The 13,966-nt window shown below is 64.9% G+C and carries 12 protein-coding genes; 2 read left to right on the forward strand and 10 right to left on the reverse strand.

The window, feature by feature from the left end; translation table 11 throughout:
- Window positions 1–2: 2 nt before the first annotated feature.
- Window positions 3–752 carry a YfaZ family outer membrane protein gene (locus tag F3J24_RS01950; RefSeq protein WP_167002244.1) on the forward strand — a complete coding sequence of 250 codons (750 nt, stop codon included), beginning with the start codon at window positions 3–5 and terminating at the stop codon, window positions 750–752.
- A gap of 40 nt (window positions 753–792) precedes the next feature.
- Complete coding sequence (locus F3J24_RS01955; RefSeq protein WP_167002246.1) at window positions 793–1,182, forward strand: hypothetical protein; 390 nt, start codon at window positions 793–795, stop codon at window positions 1,180–1,182.
- Between the two features lie 95 nt (window positions 1,183–1,277).
- On the opposite strand, the gene F3J24_RS01960 is transcribed toward F3J24_RS01955, so the two are convergent.
- The 10 genes from F3J24_RS01960 to F3J24_RS02005 are packed head-to-tail and all read right to left on the reverse strand — an operon-like array spanning window position 1,278 to window position 13,936.
- Entirely contained in the window at window positions 1,278–1,748 is a 471-nt protein-coding gene (locus F3J24_RS01960) for a lysozyme (RefSeq protein WP_167002248.1), read from the reverse strand.
- Window positions 1,745–2,062 carry a hypothetical protein gene (locus F3J24_RS01965; RefSeq protein ID WP_167002250.1) on the reverse strand — a complete coding sequence of 106 codons (318 nt, stop codon included), beginning with the start codon at window positions 2,060–2,062 and terminating at the stop codon, window positions 1,745–1,747. Before F3J24_RS01965 ends, F3J24_RS01960 begins: the two co-directional genes overlap by 4 nt.
- A gap of 17 nt (window positions 2,063–2,079) precedes the next feature.
- The gene (locus F3J24_RS01970) at window positions 2,080–2,316 is read right to left on the reverse strand and encodes a hypothetical protein (RefSeq protein ID WP_167002252.1); all 237 of its coding nucleotides are present in this window, start codon (window positions 2,314–2,316) and stop codon (window positions 2,080–2,082) included.
- The gene (locus F3J24_RS01975; RefSeq protein ID WP_167002254.1) at window positions 2,313–4,208 is read right to left on the reverse strand and encodes a hypothetical protein; all 1,896 of its coding nucleotides are present in this window, start codon (window positions 4,206–4,208) and stop codon (window positions 2,313–2,315) included. The genes F3J24_RS01970 and F3J24_RS01975 overlap by 4 nt, the downstream gene beginning before the upstream one ends.
- The gene (locus F3J24_RS01980; protein WP_167002256.1) at window positions 4,208–4,603 is read right to left on the reverse strand and encodes a hypothetical protein; all 396 of its coding nucleotides are present in this window, start codon (window positions 4,601–4,603) and stop codon (window positions 4,208–4,210) included. The genes F3J24_RS01975 and F3J24_RS01980 overlap by 1 nt, the downstream gene beginning before the upstream one ends.
- The gene (locus tag F3J24_RS01985; RefSeq protein WP_167002258.1) at window positions 4,600–6,006 is read right to left on the reverse strand and encodes a LamG domain-containing protein; all 1,407 of its coding nucleotides are present in this window, start codon (window positions 6,004–6,006) and stop codon (window positions 4,600–4,602) included. The genes F3J24_RS01980 and F3J24_RS01985 overlap by 4 nt, the downstream gene beginning before the upstream one ends.
- Window position 6,007: 1 nt before the next feature.
- Complete coding sequence (locus F3J24_RS01990) at window positions 6,008–7,174, reverse strand: hypothetical protein (protein WP_167002260.1); 1,167 nt, start codon at window positions 7,172–7,174, stop codon at window positions 6,008–6,010.
- Between the two features lie 25 nt (window positions 7,175–7,199).
- Entirely contained in the window at window positions 7,200–10,793 is a 3,594-nt protein-coding gene (locus tag F3J24_RS01995; RefSeq protein WP_167002262.1) for a hypothetical protein, read from the reverse strand.
- Window positions 10,794–10,805: 12 nt separating this feature from the next.
- Window positions 10,806–11,189: a hypothetical protein gene (locus F3J24_RS02000; RefSeq protein WP_240154205.1), complete on the reverse strand. Its 384-nt coding sequence runs from the start codon at window positions 11,187–11,189 to the stop codon at window positions 10,806–10,808.
- A complete protein-coding gene (locus F3J24_RS02005) occupies window positions 11,189–13,936 on the reverse strand; it encodes a phage tail tape measure protein (protein WP_167002263.1) in 2,748 nt (915 codons plus the stop codon). The genes F3J24_RS02000 and F3J24_RS02005 overlap by 1 nt, the downstream gene beginning before the upstream one ends.
- Window positions 13,937–13,966 lie beyond the last annotated feature (30 nt).

The raw sequence follows: 13,966 nt of genomic DNA on the forward strand, positions 1-13,966 counted from the left end.
AAATGACTCAGCACATCAAGACGGCAGCAGCAGCGCTGGCCATGGGCCTGCTGGCCGGCACGCCGGCCTGGGCGCAGGACAAGGAAGCGGCCGACGCATGGCGCTTTCAGCTTACGCCCTATGTGTGGATGACTGGTCTGGACGGCAGCGTTCGCCCATTCAGGGGCGCGCCCACAGTCGACGTGAACAAGTCGTTCTCGGACATTCTGGAGAACCTGGACGCCGCCGCCTTTGTGAACGGCACGGCGCGCAAGGGCAGCTATGTGCTGCAGGGCGACTTCAGCTACGCGGCCACATCGGACAAGGCCGCCCTGCCCCTGGGCCTGAGCGCCCATGCCAAGATTCGCCAAACCTCGCTGACGATGACCGGCGGGCACAACTGGGCGTTGAACCCTCAGTCAAGCTTTGACCTGATGGCGGGCTTTCGCCTGTGGCAGATCAGGGCCGAGGTGAACGTGCCGGGGGTGGCGTCGGCGCAGTCCAACACCTCGTTCGTCGACCCCGTGGTCGCCGCACGCTGGCGCTACGACATTGCGCCGCGCTGGTCCAGCTTGCTGTATGCCGATATGGGCGGGCTGGATGTGGGCTCTAAGCTCACCTGGCAGGTTCATGCCTCGGTGAACTACCAGGTCAAGGAGAACATCTTTGTCTCCGTCGGCTACCGCCACCTGAGCGTGGACTACCGCGATGGGGGCAAGCGGCTCGACTTCAGCCAGAGCGGCCCGATCATCGGGGCAACGTTCCGGTTTTAAGTACCGCCAACGCGAATCGCAATCCTGACAGGCTGGCTCAGTGCGTAGCCAGCAGTTGCCTGTCCACCCGCACCTGACCTTTCAAGGCATTGACCTGGGCGTCTCTGCGCTCGACCAGTCCGACAAGCTGGCCAACCACGCCCGCGCCTTCGCCAGCAAGGGCTGCGAGTCGCTGGTGCTGATCTGCGAGATCTCGGCAGGCAGTGGCGTCACCGGCAAGCTGGGCGTTACGGGTGGCGGCACTGCGGATGTCGTGCTGCAGGCCTGCAATGCGGGCAGCATCAGCAGCGCGGCCAGCTTCCAGGCGGGCCATTTCTTGCGTGTAGTCATGGGTGTTTTCCTGTTGTCCTGCGGCGTGCTGCAGTCGCCCTGCGGTTTTTATTTCCATAGCAGCTTGCGCTTTCTGCGCCTGGGCTGCGACCTTTTTTGACTGGGATACTTCGACCCCTGCCAAGCGGTGGTTCTGCAGGACCAACAGCAGGGCAAGGGCCAAGGCCAGCCATGGCCAGATGCGGGATGCGCCGGTCATGTCAGGCCCGCCTCGCACAGTTGGCGCTCTGCCGCGCGGCGCTTGACCAGGCCGGGCAGCTGCTTGCCGCCAGCGTAGGTCCAGCGGCTCAGCTCGGCACAGGCGCCGTCGATGTCGCCCGCATTGGCCTTGCGCACCAGGGTGCTGCGGCAAAACGCTTCGTCCCCCACGTTGAAGGCAAAGCTCACAAAGGCGGCGCGCTGGCCGTCGGTCAGCGGCGCGGTGACGCAGCTCAAGGCGTCGGCGTGCTTGGCCAGGTCCTTGTAGAGCATTTCCTCGCACTGCTGGCGGGTGTAGGTCTGGCCCATCTTGAGTTCAGGGCCGGTGTGGCCGGTGCAGGCGGTGACGATGCCCACCGGGTCGCGGTAGCTGCGCAACACGGTGCCTTCGTACTTCTGCACCAGAGGTATGGCCAGGGCCACGGCAGCACCGCCGATGGCAGCCAGGAGCTTTTCTTTCCAGTTCATCGGCTTGCCCCTCCTTTCAGGGCCGTCCAGAAGGCCACGCAGGCCCCACCCAGCATGACGATGGCGGCTAGCGGCTTTGCGACCTTGCCCACCCAGTTGAGCACCTTGAAGGCACCTTTCATGGCGGTGAAAAATTCCAGCAGCTCGGCCATCTGCTGGTTGCGCTGGTGCAGTTCCTGTCGCACCTCATGCAAGCCCTGGGTTGCGGCTTTCAAATCTCGTTCGATGGCAGCCATGCGTTCACTCCCCTGGTTAAAGCGTTTGTTGACTTGCTGCAGCGTGGTGGCCGGCAGCTCGTTGCCGTAGTCGTCCATTCCCTTCCTTTCTTCTTTCAGACTTCAATCAGCACATAGGGCATGGCGGGCGCGGGGCCAGTGACGGCACCGCCTTGCACATAGACGCGCACGCCGTTGGCAATGCCCAGCGGGTTGCGCACGCGCAGCAGACCTGCTGCGCCTTCGAGCGCGACCAGTGCGGTGCCGTCGGCAAACACGGCGCTGATCTGCCCGGTCATGACGGGGTCGTCGGGCAGCAGGGCCTTGAGGCGCTTGTAGAGGTTGGTGCTCATGCGGCGACCCTTTCGACGGTGACCTGCTGGCGCACGCGGGGCATGGATGCGCTGACGCTGACGACGCGCACCAGGCCGCGCCAGGTGCCGTCGGTGTCGGCCACCTCCAGCAGCTGGCCGGGGTTCAAGATGCCCGGGTTGGTGCCGCCCGTGAGAACGGGCATGCTGATGCTGTGCTGCAGCTTGTTGCCGCTGGCGGCCAGCGCCCAGCTGCCGCGCATGCGGGCGGCGTCGGCGTGGGTGATGAGGTCGTCTTGAATCTGCGGGGCCAGCTTGTCGCGGGCGCTGAGGCTGCGCACCACATGACCCAGCACGCCGCCCACGCTGCCGCCGGCGACATAGATGGCGTTGTATTCGGCACGCGGATCCGGGCGCAGTTCGTCCGTCACGATGACGGCCGCAGGCATTTGCACATCGGGTACGGCCGCGCCCCACTCCCACGGCAGCACCGGGTAGCGCGGTGCGACGATGAGCTGCTCTGCCGTGCGGTGGCTGCGCACCACGGCATTGACCGACTGGGCCATGCGCAGCACGGCCTGCAGCGGCGTGCCCTGAAAGCTCCAGGCGCCGGCGGGCACCTGCCAGTCGGGGATCTGCCAGTCCAGATCGACCCCACTGAACTCCAGCGCGCTCACCGCCAGCTGCTGCGCCGTTGCCACCGAGGTGGAGAGCCAGGCCTGCTTGGGCATGTATGGGCTGCCCAGCATGGCCGTGACGCTGATGCCCTGCACGGCCACGCGGCGGCGGTCAAACGAGCGGCTGCGCGCGGTGCTTGTGACGGCAAAGACAAACTGCATGCCGTCAATGCCGACCTGCAGCCGCTGCGGCAGCCCGCCCACGGGCGCGAGCTGGTCCAGCAGATGCTCGGGGCCGTTGGCAGACAGGCTCCAGCAATAGCTGTCGTCGTCTGCAGCAATGGAAACGTCAGTGAGCACTACGGGCTCAAGGCTTGGCAGCAGATGCGCCGTGAGGTTGTGGACTTGCATATAGACGGGCAGCAGTGGAATGACGAACTGGGGCTGCGGCTCTGGCCCGACGGCCTTGCAGCACATGAACAGCAGATCTGCCGAAGCAGTCCAAGACCTGCAGAACAGCAAACGAATGGGGCCGCCCACCAGTTGCTCATAGCAGCCGGGCTTCTCTGGCTCTGGCGGCTTGACCTGAGACTTGCCTGCAGGCGGCCTCATGGCCTGCTGATAGCGGCCCTCAAATCCTCGGTACAGCGGCACCGATGGGCCTGCGCCCGTGGTGAGCTCGTACTGCAGACCCATCGCATCCTGGGCCGTTGCGTCGACCATGCGGCGACGGTCGCGCAGGCTTTCCTGAAACCGCACGGCCCAGCCAGCGCGAACGGGCACGGCATCCTCGGCCGAGGCCTGCAGGCCCACGCGCACGCCCTGCCCTTCTTGCCAGCGGGCCTGGGTTGACGCGCCAGGCAGCGCCTGCGCCTGCTGAAACCGCCCCTGCAGGGCCACCCGTTGCCGCTGACCGTCCTGCCAGGCAACGCCGAACTGCTCCAGGATGGGCATGGCGCCTTGAGCGGTCGACACCCAGCCCGCAGGCAGTGCATCCGTGTCCTGCCAGCCGGAGATCCAGCCCTCAGTCACAGGCTGCGCCTGCTGGGCACTGGCAGCCACCTCGGCCACCACAGGCCGGGGCGTATCGGTGTTGTAGCGAACGACCGCACTGCAGCGCAGGCTTGGCATGCGGCCCGCTGCGACCAGATCCTTGCGCACATGCACCAGGGATCTGACCCGCAGACCCGGCATGCGCGCGGCAACGGCCAGCGCTGCATCGGGCACCTGCCCGCCGCCGCCAACGTCGCCAAACACCAGCTCGACCGGGTTGCCAGTCTTGAATGCGCGATTAAAGATCAGGTCGACGGCAGGCATCAGGCTATCCTTGTCTCGCCCAGGATGGCCTTGCCGCCCGCATAGAGCTGGGTGCCGGTGGTGCCCAGCAGCTTGAAGTGCCCGGTGCCCACCTCGTCCGTGACCAGGCCGCGCCCGATCAGCTTGCCTTCGCTGGTGCTCCAGACGCCGATGGCGGCCTGCCCACTGGTCAGAATCATGTCTCCGCCGCCGCTGGCCTGGGTCAGCACCAGATAGCCCGCCTCGGTGATCTGGCCGCAGGGCTTGGTCAGCGTCAGCGTCACCAGCAGCTGCTCGGCGCCGTCATAAAGGGCGATAGTCGACGCGGCAGGCCCGGAGTCCGCAAAGTTGGCCGTAGCCTGCAGGCGGGCCAGCGCATGGGCCGCCGAGATCTCGAAGGCTGGCAGATCACTCATGCAACCTCCGCGAGCTGGTTATTGGCGACGGTCGAGTACTCCTGCAGCTCGTGATCCCAGGCGATCACATCCCACTCGTAGCGCGTGGAGATCTCGCGGAATTCATAGGAGCCGTCGGCCTTGCTCCAGGTCTCACGCGCCAGATAGCCATCGACGCTGCGATGCAGGCGCACACGGCGGCGCAGCGGCACATTGGCGGGTGTGCTCTTTCTGGCAACGGTTCCATAGATGCGCCCCTGGCCACCACACTCCACGTCGATCAGCTTGCGTGTGCGGGGCGTGCTCATGGTCTGAAGCCCTTGAGAGACGGGGCGAGATCCCAGGACAGACAAGGGACGATGCCGCTGCATGGACAGTGTTTGAGTGATGCGCGGATCGGTGCACACACTCGCAACCTCCGCAGCCGACAGGGCGCGGTTAAAAATCGCAAAGGCACTCATCAAAGAGCCAGCAGGCAAGCCAACATCGCCAGCACGCGAACCCACATGCAGCTCCGAGCTGTTGTAGACAGGCCCACCGGAGTTTGCATAGTCCCGTGAATTCAGCACGCCATCGACATAGAGCCTGCGCCCGCCTTGGGCGCTATAGGTAAACACGATGCGACGGGGCCGACCGTCATTGATAGCGGTAGTCGTCATGGTCAGCCCGCCGCCTGCATTTAATCCGACAGCCACAATGATGCCGCCCGGTACCGCTCCGTATACGGTCTGGCCTTGGCCTGCGGTTTGCAAAGACCACCCTTTGTTATCCGAGCCATGCTCGGCAATCACGAGGTTTAGGTCTGTGTCGGTCTGCAGGTCGATGACGAGAGAAAAATTCCCCGCATCAACGCCCTGGGCAGGAATCACCACCAGCCCACTGCTCTGCGGCTCAAACGAACCCGACAGGCCGACAGTGAGCACCGTCGAAGAGGTGACGCCACCCGTGCGGGTGCCGGTACGCGATCCGACCAGGTCGGCCTGCGTTGCGCCCGCCGCATCCAGGCCCCAGGCTCCTGCCGGCGAGGCGGCCAGGAGCTGCGACAGCACGTTGCCGCCCTCCCGAAACCATGCACCACCAGATACCAGCGCAGGCCATGCCGTGTAAGGCTGGGTCGTGCCGGGGCGCAGCACCGTCATTCGGGCGGGAAGCAACGCCCCACCGACATAGACCTCATCCACGCGGTCGCCAGCGAGATCGAGCTGTATCCAGAACCCAGGCGCACGGACATCAGACGCGGCCCACCGGCAGCCTGTCGCGGGATTGCCGTCGAGCAGGCTGGAGACATCGCCAGCCAGCGGGGGCAGGCTGCTGGAGATCGTCGCACCCGCATCGACGCGCTGGCCTTGCGCCCACAGCTGCAGCTCGGAGATGTCCAGCCACTCCCCTCGCGCGTCAATGCCGATCAAGCGAAAGACAGCCATCTCAAGACCTCCAGGGGCCGGTTACCTCAAGAAAACCTATCCCAGTCGTGGACGCAGGGACCCCCACAGCAAAGCTCAGCACCTGCTTTCCGGTAAATGATCCTTGCCCAGCTGTAAGGGCCACGTTCCCGCCCAGCGACGCCAGTACATTGGACTGAGGGCAGTGGTAAGCGCCTGGCATGACCCCCCGGCTCGGTGCAGTAGATGGGCCATCCGTCAGATGAATCGCGGACAGCTGCAGGCTGTTGTCGACCACGGACGGAAACGTGCCCAGATAGCTATCCGAGCCAGACACGACGTTGACATTGCCGAATGCTCTGCGAATACATTGAGCTGCGCCGCCCATGCCGTGCGCCAGGCGCTTGATGGAAATGCCCGTCGATCCGGCTGTCTGGAAGATGCAGCCGCTGGTCTGCGTAAATTCGGTGTCGGTCGCCCCAGTCACCACCCCGCACCAGGCATCCCCGCTGCGCATGCTATTGAGGTCGCCCGCGTAGCAGGAAATACCGGCATAGCTGGCGTTCGTCGGCGTGGTGCTATACGGAAACAAGACAAGGTAAAAACCGCGCGAATCACCGGCAAACACCCAATAGGAGGTGCCCGAGCTGTAGCGCTTGTGCCAGTAGTAGCCACCTGTGACAGTCGTAGGCGCTGCTGCAACACCCGTGTCCACGTCTGTCATGGCCTCGTACATCTGCACCCTGGCATACGAGGCATTGCTATCGTCAACGCGGTAGTACATACGCGTCGAGGCCGGATCGATTTGCCGATAGACGGCCTTGTTCGTACCCGCAAAGACCTTCTCCCAGCCCAGCGGGGCCATCTTGAAACTGATGGAGCCCGTGACGGCTCCGTCCGGCAGTGCCGTCTTGAACTCCACCCAGCCATTGGCGACAGCCGTCACCCTCTGCTCGCCATTCAAGGCCGAGGGGGTTGCGCCAGTCACCAGAATGACGGCGTGTGCCTCGGCCGCACTCTTGCCGCTGGCAAAGTTCAGGCGGCAAACGCCGTTGCTGATGACCGCCGAATCCACGGCCTTTGCGCCCCAGCCATTGACCAGGAATGCATCGAGCGCGCCGATCAGAGAGCCGACCGTGCCGCCAATGGCCGGCGCTCCGGTCATGGAGCTGTATGCGTGCTTGACGCTGGTATCTACAGGGGATGCCATATCTCTCTCCGCTCTCTCAGGTTCTTCAGTTGGACTGCGGGCGGTTCACATCGCCGCGCGCCAGGATGGAAAAGCTGTGCTCGATGCCGGTCTCTGGACCGGGCTGGATGGTTCGCACGACCCAGAAGGGGTAGATGGCCCCCACGGTGTTGACGCGCAGAATGTTCCCCACGGCCCAGCCGCTACCCCAGCCCAGCGGCTTGATCGTGAAATAAGGCTTGCCCGTGGCCGGGTTGAGCGGCGAGCAGACGCTGTTGATGTCGCCCGTGGCAATCACGCCCACATGCTCGCCAATCACGCGGAATTGCGTGGTAGAGGTGAACTGCAGCACCCAGCGCTCGGTGCTGCCGCCTGCGTTGGTGATCTCTATCGGGGAAACGCTCTGGTCGTACTTGGCTGCAATCCCTGGCCCACTGGGGGCATCTGCCCAGGCGTTATCGATCCAGGTCTGCTGCTCAAACACCAGGCTCACCCGCGCGAAGCGGTCGCTGGCCTGCAAGGCGCTGGAGACATAGGTGCCATCCTTGGGGTAGTCATGGGTCAATGCCCGGTTAAAGGTGATCTCCCCCGAGATCTGCACATCGGTGGCAACCGCCATGTCCTCGATGCGATCCTCGATCGTCACCGGCATGGTCATGGCGGACACATCGGTAAAGGTGACCAGGCCGGCCTCCAGATCCACCGAATAGCCGGTATTCAGGGTCTTGCCGTTGGCATCCCTCACCACCACGCGGGACAGGCGCACGCGGGCCAGGTTGATGGTCTGGTTGTTGCTGACGTTGAGCTGGGCGCTGGTCTTGGTGTGGCCCACCACGCACAGCGTGCCAGGCCGGAAGATCGGCACCTTGCCGTCACTGGGCAGGCGCACCGGGTCGATGCCGATGATGTCCGCATTCATGGGCAAATAGGCATAGGCCACCGCCGTGTAGCGCAAGGCGCTGGCGACCACAGGCTGCGGCTTGAAGATCTTGCCGTCCGGCTGCACGTTGGCCGCGTCATACCAGGGCTCGGCCTCATTGCCCGCCGCCACGACCAGAGTGCCAAAGCCCAGGCGCACCAGGCCGGTTTCATAGTCCACCGTGCCGACCACGCCGGGGGCCGAGATGGTGCCGTCAATGCCTGCGCTGACGTTTTGCGAGCCACCACTCGCACGGGGAACCTGAACGGTCAACGATCCGGGGCGCAGCGGAGCCGCCGCTGTGCGGAACACATAGGCGCTGCTGATGGCATCGCCCAGCGTGGTGATGCAGCCTGCACGGCGCAGTGTGTTCGCATTGCCAGGCGTCCACGAGGTCAGGCCCACGCGTCCCGTGGCGTAGTTGATGCTGCCGCGTGTCACAAAGCCGCCCGAGGTCAGTACTCGCAGCACGCCCCTGCCGTCATCGCTCCAGGGCTGACCGCTGGAGGGCATGAGCAGCACCGAGCCAGGCACGACCGGAGCCTGCACGCCCGTGACCAGGTCAAACTCGGGTGCAAACGTGACCTGCAGCGTGCGGCGCGTTGCGCTGCCTGCGGTGCGAAACCGGATCTTGACGTAGCCGCTTTCGTCATTGGGGTAGATCGATGGGGCATTCAAGTACTCGATGCCCTCATAGTTGAGGCGGTACTGGGCGACCTCGCCATTGAAGCCGCCGCCACTGACCTGGCTGGATGAATAGACAGGCTTGGGGATCTTGATGACGACATCAGGATTGAAGTCCACCGCGCCCGTGCTGTAGTTGACCGTGCCGACCTGCGCACCGCTCAGCATCAGCTTGCCAGCGCCGTCATCGCGGGCGATCTGGGTCGGGTCGACCAGCGTCACGCCCATTTCCTTGAGCTGGTCGCGGGTGTACAGACCCAGCACGCTCTGGTCGGTCAGCGTGTTCCACTCCACCTCGACCGTATAAGGCACAAGCGCACCCTGGCCTGCCGAGACCGCCAGGCGGCCCTGGCCGTTGCGCGAGGGGTGCTGCAGGTTCACCTCGACCGCAGGAGCCGTGTCGACCGTGACATCGAGCACCGTCCCCACGGCGGGCAGCAGCTTGGGCGAAAACAGCACTTCGGAGCGGCCCACCCTCACCTCGCCCGTGGCATCGCCCTGCAACTGCCAGGCGGCAGTGGCCGTGGCCGTGCGCTGATTCGTTCCATCCATCCAGGTCATGGAGAAAGCGCCGGGATAGAGCGCCTGGCCCGCAGGCAGGGCCAGGGCAATGGTCTGGCTGATCAGCAGATCGACGGCGGGCTGAACGATTTCCTGGGTCGGCACGCCCCAGTGCTGGACGATGGAGCTGCCCACATCGGGCAAGGCCCCCAGCGTGACGACAAAGCTGCCGGTCTCGGCGCTATAGGTTCCCGCGCCATAGCTGGAGTCAGTACCGCGCAGCGCGCCGTCGCCGGCGTCCGAGAGCACATACCAGCGGCCCTGCGCCCGGTAGCTGAAAGACAAGGTGCCGCGCGCCGGCAGGGGCGTGATGAAGCCGGTATAGCTCTGGCTACGGTTCTCTGCCGTGATGCGGATCTCGCTGGACTGCGGCATGCGCTGCATATAGGCAGCGGGCCGGTAGCTGATGGTCTTGGTGCCGTCATAGCTGCCCGAGCTGGACGTAACAATGCCGTTGGCATAGTCCACCAGGCCGATCTGCTGGGTGCCCGACATCAGAATGCCGCCCTTGTCGGTAAACGTGACGCCGCCCACCACGATGGAGAGCGAACCCGGCAGGCAGCCACCGGGCAGGGCCAGGCTGGTAGTGGTGTTCCAGGTCTGGGCGGTGCTGAAGCTCACGGCCTCGGCCGCAGAGACCGGGAAGCCTGCCGCCGCATACGGAATGGCCGCAGGGATGGGCGTCTCGCTCTGGGCCGAGGGCACGATCTGGGTCATGATCGTCTTGGCGATGATGGTGAAGTCGCCCAGGGCGGCAGCTTGCTGCAGGGGCGTGACGCCCACATAGCTGCCCGCATCGGCCACCACCGTATCGCGCAAGCGGGCGCTGTTGGCCAGGCGCGTGAACTGGCGGCTTGCCGGCGATCCGGTGAAGCCGTAGCGCAGCGCGTCCGAGATCTCGACCGAGACAATCACCGCCTTGTAGTCTTTGTCTGTGTCATAGGTAAAGGAGCGCTCCTGACTGGTCACGCGAATGGCGCGGACATATTGCTCCTGCTCATTGGCCAAGCCTTCATTGCCGACCAGCACCAACGTCTTACCCGTGGCTGGCAGCTCCGTGCCGGGCCGCTGGAAGATCTGAATGACGCGCTGGCCCTGGATGTGGTCCTCATAGAGATAGCCCGCCCACTCCGGTCCCTTGTTGAGGTATGCCTCAAGCCTGGCCTGCGCCTGGGCGCGGGTGTCATAGACCCCGCCCGTGGCAAACAGGGTGATGGAGATATTGGGATCTTCGGGAGGCTTTGCCACGATGACATTGCTGCCCTGGTAGGTGTCGCGGTCTTCGGTATCTACGCCCACAAACATCTGACGCATGTTGTCGCGGCCCAGTGCGCGGTCCATCTCGGAGACGTCCGGCATGATGGCGTTTTCTTGGCCGGACTCGATCACGACGTTGGACGGCCCGCCGCCACCCTCGGGCACATCGTCCATGACTCGGCTGGCACGCAGCTGGATGTCGCCTTGCAAAATGGGCATTGTTCTTCTCGCTTAAACAGTGATCAGCCGCAGCGTGGCGACATAGGGATGGGTGGCGGCGGGCAGCTCTGGCCGGGAGATGGGCGCAGCGGCAATCGGGTCGTCTGCCGCAAACTGCACAGTGAATTCGCGGCCGTCTGCCAGGCGCAGCGGGTACTGCGCACCTGGCTCGTCGGCCAGGGCTTGCACATTCAGCAGCGTTGCACGACGAATCCAGCCTTGATCCTCCGCAGCCTGCAAGGTGATGGGCCGGCCCTCGATACGGGCAGCCGCATCAATGATCTGGGCGCCAGTGATGCCGCGCTCAACCGTCTTCTGCACCGCAGACCAGTTGAACTCGTCCACCCACAACATGCCGCGCGGCAGCTCGATGCCCGCGAGAAAATGGCCGGCCATCAGTGAACACCTCCCGACAAATTGGCATCCCGCTCCAGTGCGGCCATCAGCTGCTGCATCTCTGAGCTGCCTGCTGCATCCGTGCCCACGTTGTATTGACGGCCGCCAATCACGACCTCATGCCTGTGGGTGATGACGGATTGGGGAGCGGCAGCAGCAGGGGCCGCAACAGGGGCAGGCGCCCGAGGCACTGAGCTGGGAGCGCTTGGCTTACGCTCCGCCTCCTGCTTTGGCCTTGCATTGGCAGCGGCCTGCTGCAGGTCGATGGCTCTGCCCGCCTGCGTGACCGCAAACTGGGTCAAGTCATATTGATAGTTGCCCAGTGCGCCGCTGCTCTTGACTGAAAAAGGGTTGTCCTGCGCATACTGGTTCTGCCATTGCTTCCACCAAGCCTCCAGCTCCTGACGGGTCTGGAACTGGGGCACCAGGCTTAGCGGGCCGGTGTTCTGGCGCATGACGCCTGGCGAGCCATTCACGCCGGCATTGCGCTCCTCGACAAAGTTGCGCGGGCCGCCCTGCTCCCATTGACGGGCTGCGTGGGCAGCGCGGCCCGATGCGTGCTCGATGCCGCGCATGCTCTCCTGCACGCCGTCGGCTGCATCGCGCACCCGGCCCATGCCGCTGACCATTCTACTGACGGCCTTCGCAGTTGCGCGGTCGGTGTTGAGCACAGCATTGCCCGCATCGTCCACCGCGACCTCGTAGCCCTTGACGGCGGCCTGGGTCTTGAGCCATTCGGGCGCAATGCCGCCATTGGCCGCTATGACCTTGTCGGCCATGGCTTTCCAGGCCTCTGCAATGCGCATGGGCGGCTGCTTGCCGTCCTTCTCCAACTGATCAAACGCAGCACGCGCCTGCTTGGCCATGCGCTGCAGATCCTCGTTGGTGGTCATGCCCAGGTCTTTGTAGGCCTGCTCCAGCAGCGCGGTGGACTGCGCCGCATCCTGGGCCGTGCTGGCGGCTGCGCTCTGGGCCTTGGCAATTTCCTGCAGCTTGCGCCCGGCGGCGTCCAGATTGCCGCTGGCGATCAGCTGCTCGTACTCGGCCCTGAGCTTCTTCAGGTTCTCGGCCGCAACGCTATCGGCCTCGGCCTTGGCGGCAGCGTCCTTCGCCGCCTTGGCTGCAGCCTTGCCCGTGGCCTCGATACCTGCAGCCACCGACTCGATGGAGGGGGCTGCCGCTGCAGCAGCATTGCCGACCGCAGTAACCTCCCCCGTCAAGCCGCCCCAGGCATCGCGCGCCGTCTGGGCGCCGTCGGCCATGCGCTGCAGAGACTCTTCGGCCTTGGCCTTGAGGGCATCTGCTGAGGCACCAAAGGCGCCCGCCATCTCCTCGGCATCAGCCGCCGCCAGGCGAAAGCTCTCGCTCAGGCCGCCAAAGGTGACGGATGCCAGGCCGCTGCGCAGCTGGGCTACGCCCTCCATCACCTTCGAGGCAATCTGCGCAAACGCTGCGCCCAGGCCGTAGATGGCAGTCAGCACGCCATTGACGCCCGCCGTCATCACGCCCCAGGCCAGCTGCACCGTGTTGCCTGCGTTGGTCGCGTACTGGCCGATGCGCTGCAGCGTCTCGCCCGTCTCGCTGGCAAAGACCTGCAGACGCAGGATCACGGTGTCAAAGTTGACGTTGGCCGCAAATGCACGGAAGAACTTGAGGCCGTTCTCAAAGGCCGTGGCCAGGGTCTGGCCGAAGCGCTCCACCAGACCGCTCTCGACCGCCTTGCGCAGTGCGCCAGTCAGCTCGTCCACACCTTTGCGCACCACGGGCAAAATTGGCTTGCCCAGCACCTGGGTCACGGTCTCCCACATGCTGCTCAGGCCTTTGAGCGATCCGTTCAGGTTGTCGGCCATGGTCTTTGCCGTGGCCTCGGCACTGCCGCCCGCCTCTCGCAGCTTGCCGGTCAGCTCATCCAGCGCACCCATGCCCTGGTTGAGCAAGGCGCGCAGCGCGGGCCCGGCCTCCAGGCCCACGGCATTGATGGCACGCTCGCCGTCCTTGCCCTTGGCGGCCAGCTGGTGCAGCGCTTCTTCAAAGTTGGTGGTGACTATGCCTGCCGCGCCCAGTTCCTTGCGGAAGCTGGAGAGCGGGTTGGCAAACTGGCTCATGATGGAGTTCAGCGCCGTGCCCGCCCGGCTGGCGTCGATGCCTGCGTCGGCAAACTTGCCGATGATGGCGACCGTGCTCTCCAGGCTCACGCCCAGGGTATTGGCAACCGGCGCGGCATAGCTCAGCGCCTGGGCCAACCCTTCCACGCTGGTGTTGGTGGCGTTGGCGCCCTTGGCCAGTACGTCGGCCACACGAGCAGCATCATCAAACTCTAGACCCATGCCCATCACGGCCTTGGTCACGTACTCGCTGGATTTACCCAGCTCGATATCACCCGCCTGGGCCAGGGCCAGCACGGCGGGCAGCGCCTTGACGGAGTCGCCCGCGCTCAGGCCTGCCTTGGCCAGGTTCTCCAGCGCGCCAGCCGCCTGCACCGATGTGTACCTGGTATTGCTACCCGCCGCCTGGGCAGCCTTGGTCAGCGCAGCCATTTCTGCGGCCGAGCCTTCGGTGGCTGCCTTGACACGGCTCATGGCCGCTTCAAAGTCTGCCGCGCTCTGCACCACGCCTGCAAACGCCTTGATGCCGAAGTAGCCGGCAACCGTAGCGCTCAGCAGCTTCACATTGCGCCCAAGGCGGCTCAGCACCGCAGACGCATCGTCCTTGGCGTTGATCACAATCTGAATGGGCTTGAAGGCCATGGCGTCTCAGCTTGAATGAAAGTGGTTGCT

This window comes from Comamonas sp. Tr-654, assembly GCF_011752915.1.
In the GTDB taxonomy this organism is placed as follows: Bacteria; Pseudomonadota; Gammaproteobacteria; order Burkholderiales; family Burkholderiaceae_C; genus Comamonas.

What these genes read in the sequence shown, in the direction of transcription:
- F3J24_RS01980 (WP_167002256.1), bottom strand. Translation starts at nt 4,603, where the DNA reads ATGAGTGATCTGCCAGCCTTCGAGATCTCGGCGGCCCATGCGCTGGCC.
- F3J24_RS01970 (WP_167002252.1), bottom strand. Translation starts at nt 2,316, where the DNA reads ATGAGCACCAACCTCTACAAGCGCCTCAAGGCCCTGCTGCCCGACGAC.
- F3J24_RS01960 (WP_167002248.1), bottom strand. Translation starts at nt 1,748, where the DNA reads ATGAACTGGAAAGAAAAGCTCCTGGCTGCCATCGGCGGTGCTGCCGTG.
- F3J24_RS01995 (WP_167002262.1), bottom strand. Translation starts at nt 10,793, where the DNA reads ATGCCCATTTTGCAAGGCGACATCCAGCTGCGTGCCAGCCGAGTCATG.
- F3J24_RS01950 (WP_167002244.1), top strand. Translation starts at nt 3, where the DNA reads ATGACTCAGCACATCAAGACGGCAGCAGCAGCGCTGGCCATGGGCCTG.
- F3J24_RS01965 (WP_167002250.1), bottom strand. Translation starts at nt 2,062, where the DNA reads ATGGACGACTACGGCAACGAGCTGCCGGCCACCACGCTGCAGCAAGTC.
- F3J24_RS02005 (WP_167002263.1), bottom strand. Translation starts at nt 13,936, where the DNA reads ATGGCCTTCAAGCCCATTCAGATTGTGATCAACGCCAAGGACGATGCG.
- F3J24_RS02000 (WP_240154205.1), bottom strand. Translation starts at nt 11,189, where the DNA reads ATGGCCGGCCATTTTCTCGCGGGCATCGAGCTGCCGCGCGGCATGTTG.
- F3J24_RS01985 (WP_167002258.1), bottom strand. Translation starts at nt 6,006, where the DNA reads ATGGCTGTCTTTCGCTTGATCGGCATTGACGCGCGAGGGGAGTGGCTG.
- F3J24_RS01975 (WP_167002254.1), bottom strand. Translation starts at nt 4,208, where the DNA reads ATGCCTGCCGTCGACCTGATCTTTAATCGCGCATTCAAGACTGGCAAC.
- F3J24_RS01990 (WP_167002260.1), bottom strand. Translation starts at nt 7,174, where the DNA reads ATGGCATCCCCTGTAGATACCAGCGTCAAGCACGCATACAGCTCCATG.